The 23,842-nt window shown below is 48.0% G+C and carries 26 protein-coding genes and 4 tRNA genes; 25 read left to right on the forward strand and 5 right to left on the reverse strand.

All coding sequences use genetic code 11. From position 1 onward, the window contains the following. The first annotated feature begins 32 nt into the window (after nt 1–32). The 22 genes from CRG97_RS09520 (at nt 33) to CRG97_RS09610 (ending at nt 17,387) form a co-directional block, all read left to right on the forward strand. Nucleotides 33–1,334, forward strand: coding sequence for a dihydroorotase (locus CRG97_RS09520; RefSeq protein WP_098742762.1), 1,302 nt, complete (start codon nt 33–35; stop codon nt 1,332–1,334). Nucleotides 1,335–1,394: 60 nt separating this feature from the next. After that, nucleotides 1,395–2,531 carry a carbamoyl phosphate synthase small subunit gene (locus CRG97_RS09525; RefSeq protein ID WP_098742763.1) on the forward strand — a complete coding sequence of 379 codons (1,137 nt, stop codon included), beginning with the start codon at nt 1,395–1,397 and terminating at the stop codon, nt 2,529–2,531. Nucleotide 2,532: 1 nt separating this feature from the next. Next, complete coding sequence (carB, locus tag CRG97_RS09530; protein ID WP_098742764.1) at nt 2,533–5,739, forward strand: carbamoyl-phosphate synthase large subunit; 3,207 nt, start codon at nt 2,533–2,535, stop codon at nt 5,737–5,739. 19 nt (nt 5,740–5,758) lie between these two features. Continuing rightward, entirely contained in the window at nt 5,759–6,496 is a 738-nt protein-coding gene (gene pyrF, locus CRG97_RS09535) for an orotidine-5'-phosphate decarboxylase (protein WP_098742765.1), read from the forward strand. Continuing rightward, nucleotides 6,493–7,134, forward strand: coding sequence for an orotate phosphoribosyltransferase (gene pyrE / locus CRG97_RS09540; RefSeq protein WP_098742766.1), 642 nt, complete (start codon nt 6,493–6,495; stop codon nt 7,132–7,134). The genes pyrF and pyrE overlap by 4 nt, the downstream gene beginning before the upstream one ends. A gap of 207 nt (nt 7,135–7,341) precedes the next feature. After that, nucleotides 7,342–7,926, forward strand: a complete 585-nt coding sequence (locus CRG97_RS09545; protein ID WP_098742767.1) for a TetR/AcrR family transcriptional regulator — start codon at nt 7,342–7,344, stop codon at nt 7,924–7,926. A 217-nt stretch (nt 7,927–8,143) separates the two neighbouring features. Further along, nucleotides 8,144–8,929, forward strand: coding sequence for a hypothetical protein (locus tag CRG97_RS09550; protein ID WP_098742768.1), 786 nt, complete (start codon nt 8,144–8,146; stop codon nt 8,927–8,929). A gap of 71 nt (nt 8,930–9,000) precedes the next feature. Next, on the forward strand, nt 9,001–10,074 hold the full coding sequence (locus CRG97_RS09555; RefSeq protein ID WP_098742769.1) for a WXG100 family type VII secretion target: 1,074 nt from the start codon (nt 9,001–9,003) through the stop codon (nt 10,072–10,074). Nucleotides 10,075–10,087: 13 nt separating this feature from the next. Beyond that, the gene (locus CRG97_RS09560; protein WP_098742770.1) at nt 10,088–10,852 is read left to right on the forward strand and encodes a hypothetical protein; all 765 of its coding nucleotides are present in this window, start codon (nt 10,088–10,090) and stop codon (nt 10,850–10,852) included. A gap of 2 nt (nt 10,853–10,854) precedes the next feature. Next, on the forward strand, nt 10,855–11,130 hold the full coding sequence (locus tag CRG97_RS09565) for a DUF4176 domain-containing protein (RefSeq protein WP_098742771.1): 276 nt from the start codon (nt 10,855–10,857) through the stop codon (nt 11,128–11,130). 44 nt (nt 11,131–11,174) lie between these two features. Next, nucleotides 11,175–11,447: a WXG100 family type VII secretion target gene (locus CRG97_RS09570; RefSeq protein WP_098742772.1), complete on the forward strand. Its 273-nt coding sequence runs from the start codon at nt 11,175–11,177 to the stop codon at nt 11,445–11,447. 180 nt (nt 11,448–11,627) lie between these two features. Next, on the forward strand, nt 11,628–11,792 hold the full coding sequence (locus CRG97_RS33230) for a hypothetical protein (protein WP_164817394.1): 165 nt from the start codon (nt 11,628–11,630) through the stop codon (nt 11,790–11,792). A gap of 82 nt (nt 11,793–11,874) precedes the next feature. Further along, nucleotides 11,875–11,951, forward strand: a tRNA-Met gene (locus tag CRG97_RS09575). A gap of 55 nt (nt 11,952–12,006) precedes the next feature. Continuing rightward, nucleotides 12,007–12,080, forward strand: a tRNA-Ile gene (locus CRG97_RS09580). A 587-nt stretch (nt 12,081–12,667) separates the two neighbouring features. Further along, nucleotides 12,668–12,778 (forward strand): YjcZ family sporulation protein, encoded by a 111-nt coding sequence (locus tag CRG97_RS34200; protein ID WP_372238779.1) that lies wholly within the window; start codon nt 12,668–12,670, stop codon nt 12,776–12,778. Between the two features lie 649 nt (nt 12,779–13,427). Then, nucleotides 13,428–14,015 (forward strand): hypothetical protein, encoded by a 588-nt coding sequence (locus CRG97_RS09585; RefSeq protein WP_098742773.1) that lies wholly within the window; start codon nt 13,428–13,430, stop codon nt 14,013–14,015. A gap of 289 nt (nt 14,016–14,304) precedes the next feature. Next, a complete protein-coding gene (locus CRG97_RS33235) occupies nt 14,305–14,442 on the forward strand; it encodes a hypothetical protein (protein WP_202618910.1) in 138 nt (45 codons plus the stop codon). A gap of 97 nt (nt 14,443–14,539) precedes the next feature. Then, nucleotides 14,540–14,923, forward strand: a complete 384-nt coding sequence (locus CRG97_RS09590) for a YmaF family protein (RefSeq protein WP_098742774.1) — start codon at nt 14,540–14,542, stop codon at nt 14,921–14,923. A 141-nt stretch (nt 14,924–15,064) separates the two neighbouring features. Continuing rightward, nucleotides 15,065–15,133 (forward strand) — tRNA-Met (locus tag CRG97_RS09595). A 408-nt stretch (nt 15,134–15,541) separates the two neighbouring features. Beyond that, entirely contained in the window at nt 15,542–16,066 is a 525-nt protein-coding gene (locus tag CRG97_RS09600) for a ferritin family protein (RefSeq protein WP_098742775.1), read from the forward strand. Between the two features lie 169 nt (nt 16,067–16,235). Further along, nucleotides 16,236–16,946: a DUF421 domain-containing protein gene (locus CRG97_RS09605; protein WP_098742776.1), complete on the forward strand. Its 711-nt coding sequence runs from the start codon at nt 16,236–16,238 to the stop codon at nt 16,944–16,946. A 252-nt stretch (nt 16,947–17,198) separates the two neighbouring features. After that, entirely contained in the window at nt 17,199–17,387 is a 189-nt protein-coding gene (locus tag CRG97_RS09610) for a hypothetical protein (protein ID WP_076321296.1), read from the forward strand. 92 nt (nt 17,388–17,479) lie between these two features. Here the strand turns inward: CRG97_RS09610 and CRG97_RS09615 are convergent, their stop codons facing one another. The 3 genes from CRG97_RS09615 to CRG97_RS09625 form a co-directional block, all read right to left on the reverse strand. Continuing rightward, nucleotides 17,480–18,685: an MFS transporter gene (locus CRG97_RS09615; protein ID WP_098742777.1), complete on the reverse strand. Its 1,206-nt coding sequence runs from the start codon at nt 18,683–18,685 to the stop codon at nt 17,480–17,482. 120 nt (nt 18,686–18,805) lie between these two features. Further along, on the reverse strand, nt 18,806–19,405 hold the full coding sequence (locus CRG97_RS09620) for a TetR/AcrR family transcriptional regulator (protein ID WP_098742778.1): 600 nt from the start codon (nt 19,403–19,405) through the stop codon (nt 18,806–18,808). A 284-nt stretch (nt 19,406–19,689) separates the two neighbouring features. Further along, nucleotides 19,690–20,454, reverse strand: coding sequence for a polysaccharide deacetylase family protein (locus CRG97_RS09625; RefSeq protein WP_098742779.1), 765 nt, complete (start codon nt 20,452–20,454; stop codon nt 19,690–19,692). A 344-nt stretch (nt 20,455–20,798) separates the two neighbouring features. Here CRG97_RS09625 and CRG97_RS09630 point away from each other — a divergent pair. The 3 genes from CRG97_RS09630 (at nt 20,799) to CRG97_RS09640 (ending at nt 22,193) form a co-directional block, all read left to right on the forward strand. Continuing rightward, nucleotides 20,799–20,884 (forward strand) — tRNA-Leu (locus CRG97_RS09630). 207 nt (nt 20,885–21,091) lie between these two features. Then, nucleotides 21,092–21,778, forward strand: a complete 687-nt coding sequence (locus CRG97_RS09635) for a uracil-DNA glycosylase (RefSeq protein WP_098743093.1) — start codon at nt 21,092–21,094, stop codon at nt 21,776–21,778. Between the two features lie 19 nt (nt 21,779–21,797). Beyond that, complete coding sequence (locus CRG97_RS09640; protein WP_098742780.1) at nt 21,798–22,193, forward strand: hypothetical protein; 396 nt, start codon at nt 21,798–21,800, stop codon at nt 22,191–22,193. Nucleotides 22,194–22,293: 100 nt separating this feature from the next. On the opposite strand, the gene CRG97_RS09645 is transcribed toward CRG97_RS09640, so the two are convergent. After that, nucleotides 22,294–23,370, reverse strand: a complete 1,077-nt coding sequence (locus CRG97_RS09645) for an AI-2E family transporter (protein ID WP_098742781.1) — start codon at nt 23,368–23,370, stop codon at nt 22,294–22,296. A 99-nt stretch (nt 23,371–23,469) separates the two neighbouring features. After that, nucleotides 23,470–23,808 carry a L,D-transpeptidase gene (locus tag CRG97_RS09650; protein WP_098742782.1) on the reverse strand — a complete coding sequence of 113 codons (339 nt, stop codon included), beginning with the start codon at nt 23,806–23,808 and terminating at the stop codon, nt 23,470–23,472. Nucleotides 23,809–23,842 lie beyond the last annotated feature (34 nt).

Below are 23,842 nucleotides of genomic sequence, written 5' to 3' on the forward strand. Positions count from 1 at the left end.
CGAATGGTGCTTCTGCTGCGGAGGGAATCAAGATGCAAATGCAAGTGATAAAGAATGCCAAAGTGATCAATGAACGAGGACAGCTCGAAGATAAACATATCGTCATTGCAGACGGATTGATTCAGTCGGTTGCAAGTGATATCGCTGCTTTGCCGGAAATGGACGATAACGTTCAACTAATCGATGCCGAGGGCAAACTGGTCACACCGGGATTCATCGATATGCATGTGCACTTGAGAGAGCCGGGTTATGAGCACAAGGAAACGATCGAGAGCGGCAGCCGCTCGGCAGTGAAAGGCGGCTTTACAACCATTGCCTGCATGCCCAACACAAGACCAGTGACCGATTCGCCGGAAACGGTGAAGCTTGTACTGGATAAGGCTAGCGAAGCGGGTCTGGCCAAGGTGCTGCCTTACGCAGCCATTACCAAAAACGAGCTGGGCCGCGAACTGACGGATTTTGAGGCCTTGAAGGCAGCGGGTGCGATCGGGTTTACGGATGACGGCGTTGGTGTGCAGAACGCACAGATGATGAAAGATGCCATGAACAAAGCGAAGGCGCTGGGCATGCCGGTCATTGCTCACTGTGAAGATGACTCGCTGGTAAAAGGGGCTTGCGTGACGGAAGGAAAGTTCGCTCAGAAGCACGGCCTGAAAGGTATACCCAATGAGTCGGAAGCGATCCATGTCGGACGGGACATACTGCTTACAGAAGCTACCGGCGTACATTACCATGTATGCCATGTGAGCACAGAGCAGTCCGTACGCTTGATTCGCCAGGCAAAAGCGATTGGCATCTCGGTAACGGCCGAGGTATGCCCGCACCATCTGGTTCTCTCTGACGAAGATATTCCCGGCCTGGATGCCAACTGGAAGATGAACCCGCCGCTGCGCACGCCGCGTGATGTGGAGGCTTGTATAGAAGGCTTGCTGGATGGAACGCTCGATATGATCGTATCGGATCATGCGCCGCACAGCGCGGAAGAGAAGGCAAAAGGCATGGAGCTTGCACCATTCGGTATTGTAGGATTCGAAACAGCGTTTCCACTGCTCTATACCCAATTTGTCGCCACAGGCAAATGGGATCTTGGCTTGCTGGTGAAGCGGATGACCAGCGACCCGGCAAGAGTATTTGGTCTTGCAACGGGTGTGCTGGAAGCTGGTAAAGCAGCAGATCTGACCATGATTGACCTCGAAGCAGAGAAAGAAGTGAATCCGGAAGAGTTCGCAACGAAAGGCCGGAACACGCCATTTACAGGCTGGAAGCTGAAAGGCTGGCCTGTGATGACTTGGGTGGACGGCGAAGTGAAATGGTCGGAGCAGCACGGATTTTAAGTAACACTTAGGCAAAAGACTTATAAAATAAATTACACATAGATGACAGGAGTGATCGGGATGCAGGCAAGATTGTTACTGGAGGACGGAACGCTGTTCAGCGGAAAATCCTTTGGCGCGGATGCTGAAATGACCGGAGAGGTTGTATTCAATACAGGGATTACAGGATATCAAGAGGTGCTGAGCGACCCGTCTTACTGTGGACAGATCGTGACCATGACGTATCCTTTGATCGGAAACTACGGCATCACGCGGGATGACTTTGAATCCATTCGGCCGTTCGTCCACGGATTCGTTGTTCGTCGTCATGAGCCTGTTCCTAGCAATTGGCGTGCAGAATATAGCGTTGACAGCTTATTGAAGGAATACGGTATTCCAGGGATCAGCGAGATTGATACCCGGATGTTGACCCGGATCATTCGTCACTACGGTACGATGAAGGGGATTCTGACCACTTCCAACAAGCCAGTGGAAGAGCTTAAGGAGATGCTCGGTGATACGACGATCGCCGAACTCCGCAACCAGGTGGCAAAAACCTCAACGCCGCAAATGTTTACAAGCCCAGGCTCCAAGGAGCGGATCGTTCTGGTTGACTTCGGTGCAAAAAGCGGGATTCTGCGCGAACTGACTTCCCGCGGCTGCGACGTGATGGTCGTTCCGCATGACACGACGGCCGATGAAATCCGCAGACTTCACCCGGACGGCATTCAGTTGTCCAACGGCCCTGGGGACCCGAAAGACGTTCCGTATGCGGTCGATATGGTCAAAGAACTCCTTGGCGAATATCCGATCTTCGGCATCTGCCTTGGCCACCAATTGTTTGCACTGGCTGCGGGCGCTGATACCGAGAAGCTGAAATTCGGCCATCGCGGCGGGAATCACCCGGTAAAAGAGCTTGCCAGCGGACGCTGTTACATCACTTCCCAGAATCATGGCTATACGGTAAATGAAGATTCCGTCAAAGGGACGGATCTGGAAGTTACACATATCAACAATAACGATAAAACGATTGAAGGCTTGAAGCACTCGAATTTCCCGGCCTTCTCCGTGCAATATCATCCTGAAGCTGCACCTGGTCCGCAAGACAGCAGCTATCTGTTCGATCAATTTCTTGAGATGATAAGAGACCATAAACAGAATGAAATCCGGAAACCGCGCCAAGCGGTTCTGGCCGCAGCCGTGAAAGGAGCTCATTAATATGCCTAAAAATGATACATTGAAAAAAATTCTCGTCATCGGCTCCGGTCCGATTGTCATCGGGCAAGCAGCGGAATTTGACTACGCTGGAACCCAAGCCTGCCAAGCATTGAAAGAAGAGGGTATCGAGGTAGTGCTGATTAACAGCAACCCGGCGACCATCATGACGGACACGAACATGGCGGATAAAGTATATATCGAGCCAATTACGCTCGAATTTGTTACACAGATCATCCGTCAAGAGCGTCCGGACGGATTGCTCCCGACGCTTGGAGGGCAAACGGGTCTGAATATGGCCGTTGAGCTTGCGCGCGCAGGTATTTTGGAGCAGGAGAATGTGAAGCTGCTCGGAACGCAGCTGGAGTCCATCGAGAAAGCGGAAGACCGTGACTTGTTCCGTGAGCTGATGCGTGAACTCGATCAGCCCGTACCGGAAAGCACGATTGTAACGACTCTGGAAGAGGCGCTTGACTTCGCAAATGAGATTGGTTATCCGCTGATCGTGCGCCCGGCATACACTTTGGGCGGCACCGGCGGCGGTATCTGCGCAACCGAAGAGGAACTGCGTGAAACGGTCAGCTCCGGACTTCGTTACAGCCCGATCACGCAATGTTTGGTCGAGAAGAGCATCGCAGGGATGAAAGAAGTCGAGTATGAGGTTATGCGCGACGCGAACGACAACTGCATCGTGGTATGTAACATGGAGAACTTTGATCCGGTCGGCGTTCATACCGGCGACAGCATCGTCGTGGCACCAAGCCAGACTCTGTCCGATCGCGAGTATCAAATGCTCAGATCCGCATCGCTGAAAATCATCCGCGCCCTGAACATTGAGGGCGGTTGTAACGTGCAATTCGCGCTGGATCCAAACAGCTATCAATATTATGTCATCGAGGTAAACCCTCGGGTCAGCCGCTCTTCTGCCCTTGCTTCCAAGGCAACGGGCTACCCGATCGCGAAGATGGCAGCAAAAATCGCGATGGGTTACACCCTGGACGAGATCGTCAACCCGGTAACGGGACAGACTTATGCTTGCTTTGAGCCTACACTGGACTATATCGTCAGCAAAATTCCACGCTGGCCATTCGACAAGTTCATCCACGCAAACCGGAAGCTGGGAACTCAGATGAAAGCAACCGGCGAAGTGATGGCGATTGGCCGCACCTTCGAAGAGTCGATCCATAAAGCGGTTCGTTCTCTGGAGATCGGCGTGCACCGCCTTTACTTGAAGGGCGCTAATGAGCTGAGCGATGAAGTGCTCCAGGAGCGTCTGATCAAAGCCGACGATGAGCGGATGTTCCTGATTGCAGAAGCGTTCCGCCGGGGGTATGGACTCCAGCAGATTCAGGACCTGACGAAGATCGACTGGTGGTTCCTGGACAAGATCGAGCGCCTGATCCAATACGAAGATCATATTCGCAATGAAGCGTCTCTGACTTACGAAACGCTCTACGAAGCGAAGCGACTCGGCTTTACGGATCGTGCGATAGCCGAACTTCGCGCAGAAGGCAATGCCAGCACGCATACAACCGAGGAGTCGATCGGATTCCTGCGTCGCGAGCATGGATTGCGCCCGGTTTACAAAATGGTGGATACTTGCGCAGCGGAGTTTGAAGCAACGACGCCGTATTACTACTCGACGTACGAAACGGAGAATGAAGTCATCGAATCCGCCAAGGAGAAGGTCATCGTACTGGGCTCCGGACCGATCCGGATCGGTCAAGGGATCGAGTTCGACTACTCCACGGTGCACGCTGTATGGGCGATCCAGAAGGCGGGATACGAAGCGGTTATCATTAACAACAACCCGGAGACCGTCTCCACTGACTTTAATACGTCGGACCGACTCTACTTCGAACCGCTCTTCCTCGAAGATGTCATGAACGTCATCGAGCAGGAGAAACCGATCGGTGTCATCGTACAGTTTGGCGGGCAGACAGCAATTAACCTCGCTGAGCCGCTCAGCAAAGCGGGCGTGAAGATTCTGGGTACGAGCTTGGAAAGCATTGACGAAGCCGAGGACCGTAAAAAATTCGAAGCGCTTCTGTCCAGACTTGAGATTGCCCAACCGAAAGGAAAAACTGTAATTTCGGTTGATGATGCTGTAGAAACTGCGCAATCACTGGGTTATCCTGTTCTGGTAAGACCATCTTATGTACTCGGTGGACGCGCGATGGAGATTGTATACTCCGACAGCGAGCTGCTGAGCTACATGAAAGAGGCGGTTAAGATCAACCCGGACCATCCGGTTCTGATCGACCGTTACATGATGGGTAAAGAAGTGGAAGTAGACGCGATCTGCGATGGCGATACGGTGCTGATTCCAGGCATCATGGAACATGTAGAGCGCGCGGGCGTTCACTCCGGTGACTCGATTGCGGTATATCCTCCACAGTACTTGTCCCAGGACCTGAAAGACAAGATTGCCGAAATTACGATCAAAATTGCCAAAGAGCTGAATACACGCGGACTTGTTAACATCCAGTTCGTTATCTATAAAAATGAAGTGTACGTGATCGAAGTGAATCCGCGTTCTTCCCGGACGGTTCCGTTCCTGAGCAAGGTAACAGGCATCCCGATGGCGAACCTGGCAACACAGGCGATCATGGGCAGTAAGCTGAAGGATCTTGGATACGAGGAAGGCATGTGGCCGGAAAGCGAACATGTATCGGTTAAAGTACCGGTCTTCTCCTTTGCTAAACTTCGCCGCGTTGAGCCTACACTTGGACCGGAAATGAAATCCACCGGTGAGGTTATGGGCCGTGACGTGAAGTATGCCAAAGCGCTGTACAAAGGTCTGATCGGTGCAGGCATGAAAATTCCTTCAACGGGTGCGATCATCGCTACCATCGCAGATAAAGATAAAGCTGAAGCTACAGCACTGCTGAAAGGCTTCCATAAGCTTGGTTATAAAATCATCGCCACAGGCGGCACGGCTGCAGCATTGAAAGAGGCGGGTCTTAACGTGACCACCATTAATAAGCTGTCCGAGGGAACGCCGAACATCCTGGATATGATCCGCACAGGCGAAGCGAATTTCGTCTTCAACACATTGACCAAGGGTAAAACGCCGCAGCGTGACGGATTCCGAATTCGCCGTGAAGCGGTAGAAAACGGTGTGGTATGTATGACCTCGCTCGATACGGTTCGTGAGCTTCTGACGATGCTGGAGACCATCAACTTCTCCTCTGAAGCGATGCCGGTTTAATCGAGAAGGAGGGATATAGATGAACGCCAGCTACAATGAAATGGCGGGCCGCCTGATGGTGGCCCTGGATTACCCCGATGCCGAGCGCGCGAAAGCATTAGTGCAGCAGTTGGAGGGAATCCCGTGTTATATGAAGGTCGGTATGCAGCTGTTCTACGCTGCCGGTCCCGATTTTGTTAAAGAATTGAAAGCAAAAGGCTATTCCGTGTTCCTGGATGTGAAGATGCATGATATTCCAAACACGGTAAAAGGCGGGTCGGACAGCGTAACGCGGCTGGGTGTGGACATGTTTAATGTTCATGCCAGCGGCGGCGCTCTCATGATGCAGGCGGCAAAAGCCGGGGCGGAGGCCGCAGTGGCGGACACCCCGGGTCTTGCCATGCCTACGATCATTGCGGTAACCCAGTTGACTAGTACGAGTCAGAATGTCATGAATAACGAAATTGGTATCCCGGGTTTGGTAGAGGATGCGGTCGTACGTTATGCGAAGCTGGCTCAGCAAGCGGGACTGCATGGCGTCGTCGCTTCATCGCTTGAAGTGGAGGCCATTGCATCCGCATGCGGCCAAGCGTTTAAGACCGTTATACCGGGTATCCGTCCAGCCGGTGCGGATATCGGAGACCAGGCTCGGGTCCTTACACCAGGGGAAGCCATCCGCAAGGGCAGTCATTATCTGGTTGTCGGCCGTCCCATTACGGAATCCCCGAGCCCGAGACAAGCTGCAGAACAGATTATTGAGGAGATGATTCAAGCATGAGTACACTCGCGAATATTCCACATCAGATCGCATCTTATTTGCTGAAGATTGAGGCCGTTTCCCTTAGACCTCATCAGCCGTTTACATGGACGTCGGGAATTAAGTCCCCGATCTACTGTGATAATCGCTTGACGATGTCCTATCCCGAGATTCGCGACTACATTGCTGAATCGTTCGCGGCCGTCATCCGGGAGCAATATCCGGAAGCCGAAGCCATTGCCGGTACGGCCACAGCCGGGATTCCACACGCGGCCTTTGTATCCCAGAAGATGAACCTGCCCATGTCCTATATTCGGGACAAAGCAAAGGGTCATGGCAAGGAAAACCTAATCGAAGGCTTGATCAAGCCCGGTCAGAAGGTGGTTGTGATCGAGGATTTGATCTCCACGGGCGGCAGCTCGCTCAAAGCGGCGCAAGCGGTCAAGGATGCAGGGGCAGAGCCGCTGGCGGTACTGGCCATATTCAGCTATCAGCTGGATAAAGCGGTACAAGCCTTCGCCGAAGCTGGGATTCCGCTGCAAAGCTTGTCCAACTACGGTGCGCTGATTGATGTAGCGCTATCCGAGAATCGGATTCAGGAACAGGATGTGGAGCTTCTTCAATCCTGGAGATCGAATCCAACTTCCTTTGGCATGTAAACAACTTATACCAGCTAAGATTATCAGGCTGTCGTCTTTGTGAGTTATCGCAGAGCGACAGCTTTTTTTATTATAATGAGGCGAAGACAATCCATGGTGGGTGCCGGGTTGACAGCGGCAGGCTGGATCGTTACATTAGGACTGTACGCGGCTGGTAGCCAGCCATCGCTGTCCTTATGCTGATATAGAAGGGATATAGTCTAACAGATGAATGCTAAGAAAGAAGCAGTGCTTGAAGCCGGGAAGCGGTTGTTCTTGGAGCAAGGGATTTTACAGACGAGTATGGAGCAGATTGCCGAAGCGGTCCCCGTTTCCAAGATGACGATTTATAACTACTATCAGAGCAAAGAGGGCTTACTGGATCATGTCGTGGACCGGATGGTCGACGAGCTCATGGCGATTTACCGCGATATGATGGACCAGGCAAAAGATCCGCTTGAGGCGTTAACCGTCTTCTACAGGGATCAGCACAAATTTTCGGCGTTTGTATCGCAGAAATTTGTGGCGGATCTGGCCAAATTCCCGGAGCAGATGGACAAGCTGCTTCAATTCAACCAGAAATTCGTTGTTCCGGAATTTGAAATGCTGATCTTTAAAGGCCAGCAGCTTGGACAGATACGGAAAGACATCTCTCCGCAGGTATTGGTCGCGTTCCTTACTTTTATCAAGGAATTTACAGCCCGGAACGAATGGTACCATGGTCTGGGGAGCCTGAACGCGGTCAGTGAGCAGCTGATGACGATTCTTTATCACGGTATTATCCAGCAGGAAGATCCCTCTAATCTAACATGAGTACAAGAACATTCCAGAGGTGATTTCGACCCGGGAATGTTTTTTTATGAAATTTTACTGTTGAGCGGTTTGAAAATCGGCTGATTTGGGTATATGTTCCTATAAATTTAGGGCCACGACTTGGTAGAGGGCAAGGAGATGTCTCACCTATAATAGTAATGATAACCTCAGATTTTAAAACAAAATAGGCGGGGCTGACCGTAAGGAGGAGAGATCTTTGGAAATTCCGTCCAGGATCAAACTGACTGGCAAACAATTCTTTGTACTAACTGGCATTGTCGGAGCGCGGGCTGTTATTGGGTTAGAGGACCCTTTTCGTGGAACGCTGACCGAGGAGATGCCCTTAGAAGTGGCCAAGATTGAGCAGGAGCTGTTGGAGAAAGGCTTGATTGATACGGGCGATAGCGAGCCGGTTCTTGTGCAGGAACTGCTGGAATACATAGAAGTATGCAGTCGGACTCTGTTAACGATACATATGAGGGTGTCCGGTTCCGACGAAGGGCAGAAGGAGTGTTTCATTTATTACAGTTCAAGTCTGGTGGTTAAGGCCGACATTGAAAGCGGGCCTGATGGTGCGAGATTTTATGTGCTGGAAGCGCTGGGAACCCCTTCGGAAGCCTGGCTGAAAATCATCAATCATCTGCAGCTGGAGGATAGGAAGAACCGTGATACAGCTCCATTGGCTATGCCTAAAGACTGGTTCCAGCAATGGATGAGTGCCGAGCAAGGGGAGCAGGAGCCTCGGAAGTACTTGCTTGCCCAAGGCTACCCGGAATCGGTTGTCTCCGCCTTGGCCGATTGTGTCAGCCATCCGGAGAGATATGCTACCTTTACGGCGTACTATTGTCCGGATCTGAACTGCCGAATACAGGGAATCGAATTGTTGAGAGGACAGCATTCCAATTGGCTGATTCGCAATGAAGGCGAACAGGATCAAATTTGGGACGCTACGGTAACGGAAATCATTCGGGAGCTTGGCGCGGTCATTGAGCGCATTAAGTGAGAAAGGGCGGCATCATGCCCCTGAGTTCTCATGTTATGCCTTCCGATTAACGACATGGAGGATGGTTAGATATGACCAAAATACGTGTAGTACCTGAAATGCTGAACCAGCAAGGAGCAGCGGTATCTGATATTGCACGGGAAGTCCAGCAGCTTCAGGAACGCATGCAGCAGCGCATCCAGAGCATGTCCTGGGAGTCGCGCCATCGTGCCCAGGTTGAGCAGCGCCTGGCCCAATGCAGGGCCGCTTGCCAGTCGGTGGTAGGTCGTCTGGAGCAGAATCGAGGGCAGCTGGTGAAAAAGGCGGGCGATTTTTCGCAGACCGATCAATCGCTCGGGAACAATCTAACCTTCGGCAAACAATCGATAGCCCAGATTAGTCCGCATCTGCTGCTTCAGGCGAGTCTGGCGCAGAAGGGGAACAAGAAAACCGACCTGCCCGTGACGGCGGCGGGATTCGAATTTAATGCGCTTGCGCCTTTTGGCGGAACGGCGGATCAATGGAAGAGCAATCCACTGGCGGCCACAGGGGTATTGTTCGGAACGGTAACGGCATCGGGCACGATGTATAAATACTGGGATATGTACCGGAACGGCTTCGGCGTCTGGCTTGAGAAAGACAGGCGCGGCAATATGCGAGCCAATGTGACGAACGGGATGCTGGCCAATATCCGCAAAAAATCCTATGCCGAATACAACTGGCGGAATCACCCCCGAATACCGAAATACGTCCTACCCGGCGCGGCCGTTAAAGACTCGCTCAGCTGGAAGGGCGGTAAGCTTGGCTATGCAGGCATTGCCATGCAAACGGTGGGGAATCTGGTCACGAATATCAACGAGAACAAGAGCGGGGCAAAAATAGCCGGAGATGCTGTGGTGGATGTGGGTGTCGGGGTGGGTACCGTCGTTGCATCCGCAGCGGCCGGCGCCAAGGCAGGAGCCCTCATTGGGACAGCCGTAGGTGGTCCCATCGGCACGCTTGCGGGTGCGGCCATCGGTTTCGGTGTATCGGTGGGTGCTTCCTACGTCATGGATGGCATCAAGTTTGCGGATTTTGACGGGGACGGGAAGAAAGATACCGTCACCGAAGGATTGAAAATGGGGGTTGAGAAGGTAGGTTCTACGATAGCCGGATGGTTCAAATAAGGGGAGTGTCAAGATGAGCACAAAGATTTCAGAGGAAGAACAGTTTCATTTCCGGCTAATCCCTGCCGAGCAGATTCGGGGCGGCATTGTATGTTTTTTATTCATTATGCTGATCCCTGCACTGGTCACGCTGGCGGAGCCGATGATGTCGGTATATATGTATGTGGCTGCGGCGGTGTGGGTGGTTATGCTGCTGTGGGGGCTTGGCCTGAGTGTAAATCCGTACCGGTCTGAGGTCCGTTTTGTGCTGTATTTGGGGATATACGGATTGGGGCTGGCGGTTACTTGTGAGATCGCTATACTCAAAATGATGTATGACATGGCCGGAGTTGAATCCATCGGGTATGGCCTTAGCTCGGTCGCGGTGATGCTTCTGATCCTCCTCGTTTTTTATGTGTTGCATTTTAGAGCACTGCAGCAAGGGACCTACCAGTCCATGGAGCGCAAAGGAGGCGTCGGAAAAGCGGGCAAAGCGGCCTTGCTGTTTGCGGCTATTGGTTATACAGGTTATTACGTCGTGGTGGCGGTAACCGGCGATCTTGGCGGATTTGTGATGGGTATGGCGGCTTTTTCCGTTCTGTTAGTTCTCGGTCTGTACATGGCCGTTGTTTTCATTCATCGGTATATGTTCATCCAGAACAATATGGATAAGCTGAAAGCTCATTATCCCGTACTGGGATTGCCGAAGGAGCAGCGGAACGCCGCGTTTCTGAACAAAATGAACCAGGGCCATACGCCCGCGGCACCGCACCGGAGGAGCAAGAAAAGGAGAGGATAATTATGACGCAACAACAGCAGCTGCTGCCAAACGGATCGATTGTCATTTTGAAAGAAGGCGAGAAGAAGCTGGTGATCTACGGTCGCAAGCAAATTCTGGCGCTTGAGCAGCCGCAATTGTTCGACTATTTGGCTTGTCCGTATCCGGAAGGGTATGTTAGCCCGGAGTTTGCCTACGTCTTTAATCATGAGGATATCCAGGAGATTATATTTACCGGATACCAGGATGAAGAGGAAGAACAGTTTCAGGCCGTATTAGCTGAGACGAAGCCTACATAACATGCGAGAGCATATCCATTAAGGGAGGAGCGTGAGGTAGACCCATGTCAGGACGTATAGAGGTATCCCCTGAGGAGCTGCGCCGCGCTGCGGCAGATATTCGAAGCGGGAGTGATTACGGCGGAGAATTGGTCGCCCGATTGTCCCAGGTCATTGAAACGTTAAATGCCGAATGGGAAGGTGTTTCCCAGCAGCGGTTTCGTACGGAGGCGGAGGAGACGAAGGTGGAGCTGATGAATTTTATCCAGATGATGAATTCGATGGAGCAGGAGCTGATGAGCATTGCCGCCCGGTTTGCGGAGGCTGACGGCCAATAGGAGCGGCTTATACCTAATGTGACAATCAATCGTATCCGTATTACGATGTGGTACGGGGTATGGCTGATTGTTTTTTTATCGGGAGATCGTAAAGAAGTTTGTTGGATTTCGGTTTTTTTGTGGAAGTTTGGATATAATATGACAGCATTACATTATCATTCGGTTAAGGAGTCGCATAGGATGAACTGGGTATATTACGGAAAGCTGTATACAAGCAAATTTCAGGCGGGCTGCTTCGCTAAACGTTTGGAGCAGGATGGCTGGCTGTTCGGGTACCATGATCCGCGGATGGTAGAGGTTTACCGTTCCAAAAAGGGTCGCTATGGCGTGCGGTTTATGCCTTGAGAAAATTCCATTAAAACAGCACTTGACTTGTTGTAGGGAAATGGTGTATATTTATTCTTGTCGCTGTTTGATACAGCATTGACGCGGGGTGGAGCAGTTCGGTAGCTCGTCGGGCTCATAACCCGAAGGCCGCAGGTTCAAATCCTGCCCCCGCAACCAATTTTTAAACGATGTATGTATGACGTCCTTATGTTTATGTGTACATGTATGTTCAGGGCCCTTAGCTCAGTTGGTTAGAGCGGTCGGCTCATAACCGACTGGTCGGGGGTTCGAGTCCCTCAGGGCCCACTTTATCGAAAACCCTTGCGAATGCAAGGGTTTTTTGCTGTTTATAGGGCTGTTTAGTTGATTGAAAATACTATGGTGAAAAACGCATTTGCTAACGGCAGCTATTGATCCACAGTATCGTTCATTGAACATTGCTGTGGTCATTCCAAGGCGTTCAACTGCGACTTTCAAAGTGGTGATGATGATGGATCATAGGATGGCCTGATGGGTAACTATATGGATGTTTTGTTGACTTATCGATTTTCTCCTTTTCGTCTTGAGATAATTTCATACTATGCCTATGAATGATTAGTGACACTTGACCTAAATAAATTGAGCTTCCAAGATAAATGTTGAAAATAGCGCTCAATTAATCGTTTAACAGAGCATCGCGGAGTGATGAATATTCATAACTTACTTTTGGTACTTTGACATCGTTTTTGGTGATCGTTAGAATGGTCCTTGTTCTTCAAGTAGACCGCGATGTAAAGAACCCCTCCCAATCCTATTTATGGTACATTAGCACATTCTGATCATGATTGCCGAAATGTCCAGACTAAGTCCGTCTATGTACATAAACTGTACCATTCCACAAAGCAAGGAGGTAAATATCGGTGAGTTACGAAAAATCTTGTTACGGCGGATACGGGAATCCAGTAGGTACTGTTCTGGTTTTATTTATTCTCTTGGTTATTATCTTGGGAACTTTTTGGATTTAACGAAGCACCTGAATGAAGCATTCATTGATTTAATTTAATTTAATTCAATTCACCAATTACGATACTGCACCCATGCGGTATCCCCAATTCGGTAAACGGGGACGGCTACTTTCCGTCCCCGTTTTTGATTAAGTTCATTGTACATAAACCGAACATCAAACAACGAGGAGATCAGTGCTGTCGTCAAAGGAACTGAAAAAGATTTTTCTGAAGAAGGCGCCCGATCAGGTATTTATTTCAAATGACAAAATTTAAGACGTCTAAGGCGTGTCTATTTGTCTGCGAACAAGATATCGTGACAAGGGCAGAAAATAGCAGAGAAGGGGTACAGCGTTGGCGTGTGCCCCTTATTTGTCGTGCATCCATATATAGAAACCAACAGGGCATCAACGGTATAAGATCATGGTTCATGAGCTGGGCTATCAGAGCTGGAGGTGTCAGTTGCTGACCTGGACGATCGGCAAGAACTCTATGTAGCAGGTTTGATTCTATGGTCACCAAGCAAAATGTGAGACCGATCTCCGTTTTTACGGGGGGCTATTTTCATTTGAGGAAATTGAGCGATTTGACTAATCATTTGTCCAGATCCATTAAATCCATGGATTCATATATATGTTAAAGATTCGTTGATAAAAAAGGAGGAAGCAAAATGCACAAAAGAACAGTACGAGGAAAGGCAAATAATACGGTCAAACAACTACAAGCGCCTAGAAGACATAACGGAATCCGGGCGAGTAGCGTTGCAAAGGTAATGAGGACGATGATTGCCGCACAAAGATCATTGAATGCACAAAATCCGGTGGTTATTAGTCAAAGAACTAGGAGAATAAGTACGAATCGAAATTGGGTAAACGCACTTGAAATCGAGCGAAATCCGGCATGGGTAGCGCCGCAATCTGGTGAATCGTACGTTTGGGGAAGAAATGACCCTAACGGTCCTGCTGCTGTGGTCGCCAGAAGATTTACGATTAGAGACGATATTGAGAGAGCTAGCTTATTCCTGTCCGTTGATAACTTTGCCATCGTTTTAATAAATGGACGGCCGGTAGTTATCGACAATCCGCAGGGCAATGTTTCATTCTTTAATCCGGGAAGATCGTTTAATATTAGGCGTTTCCTTCGGAGAGGTACAAATGATATTGTGATCGCCGCTTTTAACTTCCCGTCAAATGCAAACAGAAGCGGAGATAATCCAGCAGGTGTCCTTGCACGTATCGAAATTGAACTAGAAGATTAGTCCGGTAGTAGCTCTAAGTTCAATCGGTTGCGAACGCTATATCGTTGCCGATGTCGTAATCATCGCCATGTTCTAGAACAAACCGCCTAATGATTGGGCGGTTTTTTTTATGCCAAGACATATTATAAGGAGGACGCTGACACGTCCTCCCCTTAGTCCAGGGTATCCCCCGGCTGAGATAGCGGCCCGCCGAGCGCGGCAATTTAGCTGACATCCGCTATCTCGCATTCCATCATAACGGAAGGCCGAGAGGAACGACAATGGGAACACTTCAGAGTAAGAATTTGCTATGCTGCACGAGCTCTTCAAAGCCGGAATAGCTAAATGGGTAAAGGATTTTCAGGACGGCTGGATCGAGATTAAGACAGTGGATGATCTTAAGAAGCTGATTGAAATAGGTATCGAATTGCAGAAGGATGAACTATAAAAACTATTAGAGTAGTCCTAATAATGGCCTTGCACATAACCATGTATGTCTAAATAGGATGTTGTAAGTCGTTTAAATTTAAGGAGGCATACAACGGATGCAGAAGAAACGGCCAACAGTAAAGAAGGTTAGAATAACATCTACAAAACAGGTGAAGAGACGCGTAAAGGTACAGAGACACGTACATGAATTTGAAGGTAGTACCAAGCTGGCTGAAGAAGGAGCAGATCGACACAATCATCGGTTTGCTGGTGTTACAGGGCAAGCGATTCGAGTAGGGAATAGTCATGTCCACGAAATTGAATTAGAAAAAACTGATTTCGTGAACCATTTTCATAATCTGAAAAAGATTAGAACTGGACCGGCTATTCCAGTAGGAAATGGCAAACACGTACATTTTGTAACTGGTCAGACTACATTAAACGATGGTCACGTACACCAATTCAATTTTGCGACATTGATTCAATCACCTCTCGTATAAAAATTATAAAACAATAAACTTTGACGGCTAGTGGTCTAACGCAATTGCTGACAAAAACATAAAAACACACGAAAACATTTGCAGATCTAAACCTATATATAATGAAGTAACTCAACTGGCTGTACCCCGCAAAAACGTTTTCCTTAGTCAGTTGGTTAGAGCGGTCAGCTCATAACCGACTGGTCGAGGGTTCGAGTCCCTCAGGGCCCACTTTATCGAAAACCCTTGCGATGCAAGGGTCTTTTGCTGTTCATAGGGCTGTTTCGTTGAGTAAAAATACTATGGTGGAAATTTAAATGTAGGGTTCTTTTTTGCATTTTAAAAAACGACTATTTTTCGTCCTCGTTTCTCATCAACCGTGTTTCGCCAAAATCAAATAGTATATGCCCAATGATGTATAAAGCTAACAGAACAATAACGCGAGCATATTATGAAAAGAAACCCCTTGTCGGCTTGAAGCGACAGGTGTTTCTTTGTTTTGTTCAATGTTTGCGTCAAGACAGGGAGGTGCCATGTACGACTTATGTTCTTGTTCCATGCGTGTTAATCGTGGACATGATTCCTAATGTCAAAACATGAATACAATGATATGAAATTATTTAGGGGGTAAAATAACCTATGTATAACATACCGAGTTATTATCCGTTTAGATCAATACAACCTTGTTATCCATATCATCGCAGTGTTTCGCAAGAAACCTCTTATAAATCTTTAGAAGAGGCACTAGTATTAATTGAACAAGCCGTTTCGGGTGAGCGAGAAGACGAGTTGTTTTATGATTACTTAGTTTCTGTGGCGCCGACGCAGGAGATAAAAGATATTATTATTAGTATCCGGGATGATGAACGCAAACATAATCGGATGTTTCGTATGATTTATGAGGCATTTACCGGGAAAACGATCCAATCTCCGACGGAAGTACAATTCCAAAAACCCAACTCATTTATTGAGGGAATTGAGAAGGCTTTAATGGGTGAGTTAAGGGCTGTGGAAAAATACCGTAATATCAGAGCCGGAATGCCAAACAGGTATTACAGGGACATGATATTTGAGATTATAACGGATGAACTTAAACATGCAAGTAAGTATAATTTCATTATGAACTTAGAGCTCAAAAGAAAATTAAAAGATGTTACTGATTAGCGTTACGTCTAACTAGAACATGATAATGTTAGCGTGAGTGATTTAATCGAAGCGTATATTTTACGGTAAGGGTAGAATATTCTTCAAACATTGCTATCCTTATCGGTTTATTTTTGCGAAAATTGCCCATATATATGTTATACGATGAAAATGGGGTGTATGGGCTCTCATGGTTGAACATATGATAATTCTACTTCGTAGTATATCTGCATTTGTGATTTTGTTGATTATTACGCGGTTCTTGGGAAAACAAACGTTATCTAACATGAATTTTCATGAGTTTGTTACCGCCGTTATTTTGGGTGCAATTGCTGCAAATTTTGCTTTCAATGAAAAATTGCAGGTTATACAACTACTCATCTCGCTTGCCGTGTTTACATTTACATCCTATTTTTTATCAAAGCTCGTTGTGAAGAACCGTAAATTCCGTATGTGGGCTGAAGGGACACCGAGTATACTTATAGAGGGTGGGAAGATTCTTGAAGAGAATCTAAAGAAAAATAAATTAACATTAGATACAATAAATCAGATGTTACGACAAAAGGACATTTTTGACATCTCGGAAGTTGAGTACGGTGTATTAGAGATCAATGGAATGATATCTGTGATGAAGAAAAAGGAATACCAGAATGTAACTTTAAAAGATATGAAAAAGGGAATGAAAGGGAGTCAACAGTTCCCGATTGAGCTTATCATGGATGGACAACTTCTAGAAAAAAATCTAAAGGTAAATGATCTTTCCCCCGATTGGGTTCATGATAAATTAAAAGACCGGAACAAAAATATTGAAGATGTTTTTTATGCAGTTAAGGGAACGGACGGTCAATTGTATGTCGATTTTTATAAGGATAAGATACAACATCCAATTGACGTAGAGTAATGCTGAGCGACATGATCAGGACCTTAGTGAAACCATACATGACCGAACGAAAAAAACCTCCCCGCGGTTCACTTTAACTGTAAGACTCCACCAACAATGCCGGTGGAGTCTTTTTCGGTATATATTTAAGCGAGATTTGTAATCGGGGGCGACATACGGTACATTTTAATAGAATCATTGGGGGATACGCTTATTTATACAACTGCTGCTGGTTGGTTGCAGCTCATTTTAGATATAGGATGGGGGATTAAGGTGTCAGAGTGGGTGTTAAATCAGTCGTGGGGATTGCCTGTGTTGCTTGCCTTCTTGATGGTCGTATTCGTATTTGAGTCACGGAAAGCCTTTAAGGCATATAAAGAAAAAAGACGTTTTGAATTGGGATGGGCTCTTTTGTTTGCGCTTGTGGCTTTATTGGCGATGATCGTCCTGGTGGCATATTAATACATAACCAAAAACAAGACACCGCCAGAAGCTTCCGGCGGTGTCTTGTTTAATGATTGGCTATAAACGTTGAGTAAATCCGTTATCCTTCGTTACCGTTCATTCATGACGGCCTCTGTTGCGGCCCAGGCTCTGCCGGCACGCATGGCCAGGAAGAAGCAGAGGATGAGGACGATGGACGCGGAGATGTAGGGAAAGTTGATGTTGACATCAAACAGATACCCTGCCACCAGCGGTCCAGCAATATTCCCCAGACTGGTGTAAGCCGAGTTCAGGCCGGCCACGTAGCCTTGTTGATCCTTCGCCAGCTTGGACATTTGCGTACCGATCGCGGGACGCAAGATGTCAATCGACAGGAAGACCAGGAAGGTAACAAGGAATATCAGCCAGTATTTATGCACAAACAGGGTTAACAGGATACAGATCCCTGCGGTAAGCAAACTGAGCGTAATAACTCTTTTCTCACCGAACCGGTTCAAGATCCAACCGAATATCGTCGCTTGGACGACGGCACCCGCAATCGATCCAAACGTGATGATCATGGCAATGTCTTTAGGGGTGAACCCGAATTTGTGATCCACAAACAGGCCGAACACCGTTTCATAATTGGCAAGACCGAACGAGAGTACAAATACAATGATCAAACTTAGGAAGTAAGGTTCCTTGAAAGAACGCACCAGTTGGACAGCCAGGCTCTCCTTCTTCCGTCCCAGCACGGTAGGTGCTTCCTGCTTGGCAGAGGATTCCGGAAGCAGCAGCAACGTTACCAGCGCGGCAATTCCTCCTGCAACGGCTGCGGCGTAGAAAGGAACGCGAATGCCAAACTCGGCGATAAATCCACCGATGCCCGGTCCGATGATGAAGCCTGTCGTAATCGCAGCATTAATGAATCCCATGCCCCTGGCACGTTCCTCATTCGAAGTCACGTCAGCCGTGTAGGCCATAACAGCGGGCATAATGAGTGCAGCGCCGATACCACCCAGCATTCTCGATGCGAACAGGAGTGGCGGTGTGCTGGCAGCTCCGAACAACCATTCCGATACGGCGAACACAATCATACCGCAGATGATGATTTTTTTACGTCCGATGGTGTCGGACAATCTTCCCGCAAGGGGCGAGAATAACAGCTGTGTTAATGAAAAAGCGGCAACGAGCATGCCTACCGTGCTTCCGCTGATATGCAGTTCCGTCATATAGGTTGGCATAATAGGTATGACGAGCCCGATCCCGGTGAAGACTAGAAATATATTGAACATGAGGAGCAGAATGGCTCCATTGTTTCGCGTCAGTAATGACATGATGATTCCTCCAAAAATAAAAGACGATTTAATAAAGATATGATGAAAATGATTGTAATTCGATTAACTATATACTGAACGTTCGGTTTGTAATGGAGTATGAAAAAAGGGTCTGGTTTTTCATGATTTCTTTTCAATGCCATGCAGAAATACTTTGATGGCGGCATGATAAAGGGAAAGCGCATTTTCCACCTTGGTTATACGGGACATCTGGCTTAGGCCAACAATGAGGCTCTCAAAGATGACGGACAGCTGCTCCACATTATGATTCTCAAACTCCCCGCGATCAATCCCTTGCTGCAGCAATTTCTGATCGAATTCCAAATGGCTCCGAATAATCTGGACGATTCGTTGCTCTACTTCCTCGGTAACATCTCCATTGCTGTTCATAAATTCATCAAGCGCCTTGGAGAAGGGGTGGTTCAGATCATCAAACACCAATTGATCGGCTATTCCGTACAGCTTGTCAACGGTCGTGGTGTAATGCTGCTCTTTACTGTTCCATTTCTGTTCCCACTCGAGGTCCCATTCCTCGATCAGATACAGAAACAGCCCTTCCTTGCTCTTGAAATGATAATAGATATTCCCTTTGCTGCTGCCCGTGGCTTCAACGATTTCCTCAATGGACGTGGATTTGTAACCCTTCTGCATAAAAAGCGCCTTGGCGGCTTCGGCTATGCGTCGCTTGGTATCTTCCGTTTGTTGTTGTTTTTTATTCACGCATGCACCCCCTTATGATCCTGGGTCATTCAAAATTTATATACTGAACGTTCGTTCTGTATCTTACCAAATACAATTAATTTATTCAAGACCTCTTGCTGGAGACCTCCATAGGGTGCGTTTGCAGAGGAGTTCCATATTGCTCAGCCGGCGCTCAGCAAGACCATTTCCAGACTCGAGGAGGATCCGAAATTGGACTCTGTGTTATCGGATCCAATCGGTTTCCCAAAAATAACCGTTACCATCAATAGGTAGCGGTTATTGTAGAACGTGATTCATTCCCTTTAATGGTTTACTTCAATGAACTTACGCGATTTCTCATGATAGGACAGCAGCTCTGAAACGGTTACAAATTCGTAGCCTCTCTTTTGCAGCTCCGGCAGAATCACTTTGAGGGCTTCAACTGTCTGTGTACTACTCGGCACAAAGTCGTGCATCAGTACAATGTCTCCATTATGGGCATTATCCAGCACTTTTTTGGCAATCCGATTAACGCCGGGCTTTCGCCAGTCCAGCGTATCCTGGTGCCATGACCATAATACGGTCAGCATACCGAAATCCTTGCTCGTGCGGACAATCGCTTCATTATAACTGCCTCCGGGTGGACGAAACAGAACGGTTCGAATGCCGGTTGCATGAAAAATCGCATCCTGCGTCTGATTCAGCTCGCTCGTTAACTTACTGACGTTAATATTGTGAAAGGGAGGATGGGAGTATGAGTGATTGCCAATCTCATGTCCTTCCTGCAGCTCTCGCGCTACGATCTCGGGGTGTTTCTCCACCCGGCTGCCAACAACGAAGAAGGTAGCCTTTGCGTCATATTGCTTTAGCAGATCCAGAATTTGAACGGTATTCTGCTCGTCTGGACCATCATCAAAGGTAAGGGCAATTACTTTGTTGTGTGTGGGGACTTCCCATACAATCTCGCCGCGTTCCTCATAATAATCCCTGCCTTTGGAAGCGGATGGTGCATGCTCGGCGTTAACAACATTCGGATAGCAAAGGGAAATGGAGAGAGCGATTAATACGACGGTTGAGAGTTTTTTCATGGTGAGGGGTATCCTTTTCTCGGCTGTTCTAGTCTTCGCATATAACAATGCAAGCCTATTTATCATTTGGTGATAACGGTAAAATTATTCTTTATGGCACACGGAAGCATTTGAATCGATGAATTAAAGCGGTGGCTCAAGCTATTAAGTAAGGTGATGCCAAAAAATATGAGTTTCATATATTGACATCATATGGTTGGACATGGTATTATCAATTTTGTCGCTAAGACGAAATGTGCACACCTAGATATCGGAATGAGATCGCAATATATTGCGATTCCCACGCGTACCTTCGGCTATGTAAGTGAACGTGAACGACGCTAGGAACATGCGCGGATAAATATGCCGGGGTGGCGGAATTGGCAGACGCACAGGACTTAAAATCCTGCGGTAGGTGACTACCGTACGGGTTCGACCCCCGTCCTCGGCATTATAACAGCGTCTGGTAAGATGCAAAATAAGTCGGCCCCCGTATGGGTGCCGGCTTATTTTTTAAATCGACACAAGGTCAATTCATGATAAGCGTTGTTATTTGATTCAAATTGAACGGAAGATGTTATGGTGTTCCGATTATAGAAATCGCATTCTTTTATGATTCCATGCTGGCCTGTGTGAGGAGGAGAGAGGAGACATGCGGATGTTTAACAATGATTGGGACCTTATTCTGCAGGGAGAAATGGATAAGCCTTATTTTCAAGCGTTGATGGAGCGGGTGGACGAGGAATACCGGCACAGCACGGTGTATCCCCCCAAGGAAGATATATTTCGGGCTCTTCAGCAAACATCGTACCAATCGACAAAAGTCGTTATTTTGGGACAAGACCCTTATCACGGTCGTGGGCAGGCGCAGGGACTGAGCTTTTCCGTTTCGCCCGGGGTTACGATTCCTCCGTCTCTACGAAATATACATAAGGAGCTTGCTTCGGATCTGGGAATCTCGATTCCCCGTCACGGTTCCTTGCAATCGTGGGCGGATCAAGGAGTACTGCTGCTCAATGCAGTGCTTACGGTTCGCGAAGGCGAGCCGAACTCGCATAAAGGGATCGGGTGGGAGAAATTCACTGATACGGTTATTGCGAAACTGAATGAACGTGATCAGCCAATGGTTTTTATATTATGGGGCAGTTACGCACAGAAGAAAGGTTCCTTCATAGACCGAAGCCGGCACAAGGTGCTTGAGTCCAGTCATCCGAGTCCGTTTGCAGCGCATAAAGGATTCTTCGGTAGTCGTCCATTTTCAGCATCGAATGCTTTTTTAATGCAAAAGGGTATGGATCCGGTGAATTGGGACATCCCGAGCACACCGGGCGATGGAGATGAATAATCCGCGAGAGGTGACCTTCATGAAGCATTGGATTGGTCGTCATGTTGTCATTCAGCGTTTAGACGGGGCGAAAAGCACGGTTGAAGGTGTGCTGAAAGGGTGGGATCCCGTTCAGGAAAAAGTGATTCTAGGTCCGGGTGAGCTTGTTATACCGTTTCGTGCCATTCATAGAATTATGCCGAGAAACGCATACCCGGCCTTGAACTCCATCGGTTATGTCGTGAATCATACCATTCAATTCGATAATGCCGTCTATTTTGGATCTTCCGTGATGATATGGAGGGGCAATCGACTGGTGTCATCACAGGCCATCCTGACTACTCACGATGAGGATACCGTTACCCTGTCAAATGGCATGATATTGCGCAAGGACGAGCATTATTTTGTGGTTCGATCTCTGCGCGGCAATGCGTGATTCGTTATATAAAGGATGTCCCCAGCAGCCATCGTGAAGTTGGCGGGGACATCCTTTTTTGTACAAATGGCAGTTGTATGTCTCCAGTAACTCGAGTTCATTATACGTCTTCTACTTTTTCGGCAAGGAACAGCTCGTAAATCCGTACCACGATAATTTTGACGATCATGTAGGCGGGAATGGCGAGCAGGATGCCAAGCAGCCCGAAGAAATCGCCGCCTACAAGAATGAGGACAATCGTAGTTAGCGGGTGAATATCCAGCTGTTTCCCGTAGATGACTGGTGTCAGAATATTATCTTGGATCTGCTGAGCGATGACAATGACGACAACAGACCATATCGCAATCGAAGGAGATTCGATAAATCCGATGATCACGGCAGGAATGGTCGCCAGCAGCGCTCCGATATACGGGATGAAATTCAAGAAGAAGGAGATCACCGTCAAGAGCAAAGAATAGGGCAGCCCGATGATCAGAAATCCGATATAGATCATTATGCTAAGTATAAGATTCAGGATCACTTTGCCGATAATAAAATGGCTGAGTGCTGTATCGATCTCACTCAGTACTTCCTTGCCGTCGCGGCGGTATCGTCTTGGCAGGACGCTGAGCAGCCTAGGCGGAAGCTTGCTGCCTTCCTTCAGCATGTAGTACAGAATGATCGGAATTGTAGCAATAATAACAAGAACGCTGGATACAACGGTAATCAGATTGTTGATGGAGTTGCTGATCCAGGTAATGATCCGATTCATGTACTCCGTTAGTGTGGTAGACAGCTCGGATTCCGTTGGTATAAAGCGTGACCAGTATGGATTCTGCTGCAGCTGGTCAATCTGTTGCTGCACACCCTCTACCAGAAAGGGGGCATTACTGATAAAATTTTCGATCTGCTCGCGCAGTGTCGGCCACACCACAATGCCGAAGATGGCACAGAGACCGGCAAACACGAAATACAGCATCAGGACGCCAATGGATCGTTTGATTTTCCGCCGCTCCAGGTAATCCACAATCGGTCTGAGCAGATAATAGAAGAAGCCGGCCATCGCGACGGGAACAATCAGCATATTGAACATGGAGACGATTGGCCGGAACAAGAAGCTGATTTCGGATCCGAGATAAATGATCAAGAGCAGTGCGATTATGCCAAAGCATGTCCTGAAATATTTGCTCTGCATCATGGGCAATCCCTCCATACAACGAATAGGTAAATACATAGGTACGATGTAACATTTGTATTTAACCAATTTTGAGGGATTTGAAATCACCAGTTTATGTTATCAGTTTCGTATGGTGACCCGGGTATGAATCGGCACGAGGGAGGCAAGCTCAATGACATCCTCGTTGTACATCCGAATGCAGCCATGGGAAACGTAGCGGCCGATGGATGAAGGGTCATTCGTGCCATGGATGCCATAATGGGGTTTGGACAACCCTAACCAATAGGCTCCAAAAGGCCCCCCGGGATTCGGCTGTTTGTTGACGATGGTGTAATTGCCGGGCGGCGTCTGCGTAGCCATTTTACCGATGGCGACCGGGAATGTACGTACCACGATGTCGCCGTCGAGCAGGTGCAGCTGAAAGTCGGATAAATCGACAATAATGCGGTATTGGGGCATCTTAATCCATCTCCTTCATGATTCATGCTATGAA

Source organism: Paenibacillus sp. EZ-K15 (assembly GCF_002573715.1).
GTDB lineage: Bacteria > Bacillota > Bacilli > Paenibacillales > Paenibacillaceae > Paenibacillus_AQ.

Excerpts from the sequence above, each read along its gene's own strand:
- CRG97_RS09520 (WP_098742762.1), top strand. The coding sequence starts at position 33 with ATGCAAATGCAAGTGATAAAGAATGCCAAAGTGATCAATGAACGAGGA.
- CRG97_RS09525 (WP_098742763.1), top strand. The coding sequence starts at position 1,395 with ATGCAGGCAAGATTGTTACTGGAGGACGGAACGCTGTTCAGCGGAAAA.
- carB (WP_098742764.1), top strand. The coding sequence starts at position 2,533 with ATGCCTAAAAATGATACATTGAAAAAAATTCTCGTCATCGGCTCCGGT.
- pyrF (WP_098742765.1), top strand. The coding sequence starts at position 5,759 with ATGAACGCCAGCTACAATGAAATGGCGGGCCGCCTGATGGTGGCCCTG.
- pyrE (WP_098742766.1), top strand. The coding sequence starts at position 6,493 with ATGAGTACACTCGCGAATATTCCACATCAGATCGCATCTTATTTGCTG.
- CRG97_RS09545 (WP_098742767.1), top strand. The coding sequence starts at position 7,342 with ATGAATGCTAAGAAAGAAGCAGTGCTTGAAGCCGGGAAGCGGTTGTTC.
- CRG97_RS09555 (WP_098742769.1), top strand. The coding sequence starts at position 9,001 with ATGACCAAAATACGTGTAGTACCTGAAATGCTGAACCAGCAAGGAGCA.
- CRG97_RS09560 (WP_098742770.1), top strand. The coding sequence starts at position 10,088 with ATGAGCACAAAGATTTCAGAGGAAGAACAGTTTCATTTCCGGCTAATC.
- CRG97_RS09565 (WP_098742771.1), top strand. The coding sequence starts at position 10,855 with ATGACGCAACAACAGCAGCTGCTGCCAAACGGATCGATTGTCATTTTG.
- CRG97_RS09570 (WP_098742772.1), top strand. The coding sequence starts at position 11,175 with ATGTCAGGACGTATAGAGGTATCCCCTGAGGAGCTGCGCCGCGCTGCG.
- CRG97_RS33230 (WP_164817394.1), top strand. The coding sequence starts at position 11,628 with ATGAACTGGGTATATTACGGAAAGCTGTATACAAGCAAATTTCAGGCG.
- CRG97_RS09585 (WP_098742773.1), top strand. The coding sequence starts at position 13,428 with ATGCACAAAAGAACAGTACGAGGAAAGGCAAATAATACGGTCAAACAA.
- CRG97_RS33235 (WP_202618910.1), top strand. The coding sequence starts at position 14,305 with ATGCTGCACGAGCTCTTCAAAGCCGGAATAGCTAAATGGGTAAAGGAT.
- CRG97_RS09590 (WP_098742774.1), top strand. The coding sequence starts at position 14,540 with ATGCAGAAGAAACGGCCAACAGTAAAGAAGGTTAGAATAACATCTACA.
- CRG97_RS09600 (WP_098742775.1), top strand. The coding sequence starts at position 15,542 with ATGTATAACATACCGAGTTATTATCCGTTTAGATCAATACAACCTTGT.
- CRG97_RS09605 (WP_098742776.1), top strand. The coding sequence starts at position 16,236 with ATGGTTGAACATATGATAATTCTACTTCGTAGTATATCTGCATTTGTG.
- CRG97_RS09615 (WP_098742777.1), bottom strand. The coding sequence starts at position 18,685 with ATGTCATTACTGACGCGAAACAATGGAGCCATTCTGCTCCTCATGTTC.
- CRG97_RS09625 (WP_098742779.1), bottom strand. The coding sequence starts at position 20,454 with ATGAAAAAACTCTCAACCGTCGTATTAATCGCTCTCTCCATTTCCCTT.
- CRG97_RS09635 (WP_098743093.1), top strand. The coding sequence starts at position 21,092 with ATGTTTAACAATGATTGGGACCTTATTCTGCAGGGAGAAATGGATAAG.
- CRG97_RS09640 (WP_098742780.1), top strand. The coding sequence starts at position 21,798 with ATGAAGCATTGGATTGGTCGTCATGTTGTCATTCAGCGTTTAGACGGG.
- CRG97_RS09645 (WP_098742781.1), bottom strand. The coding sequence starts at position 23,370 with ATGATGCAGAGCAAATATTTCAGGACATGCTTTGGCATAATCGCACTG.
- CRG97_RS09650 (WP_098742782.1), bottom strand. The coding sequence starts at position 23,808 with ATGCCCCAATACCGCATTATTGTCGATTTATCCGACTTTCAGCTGCAC.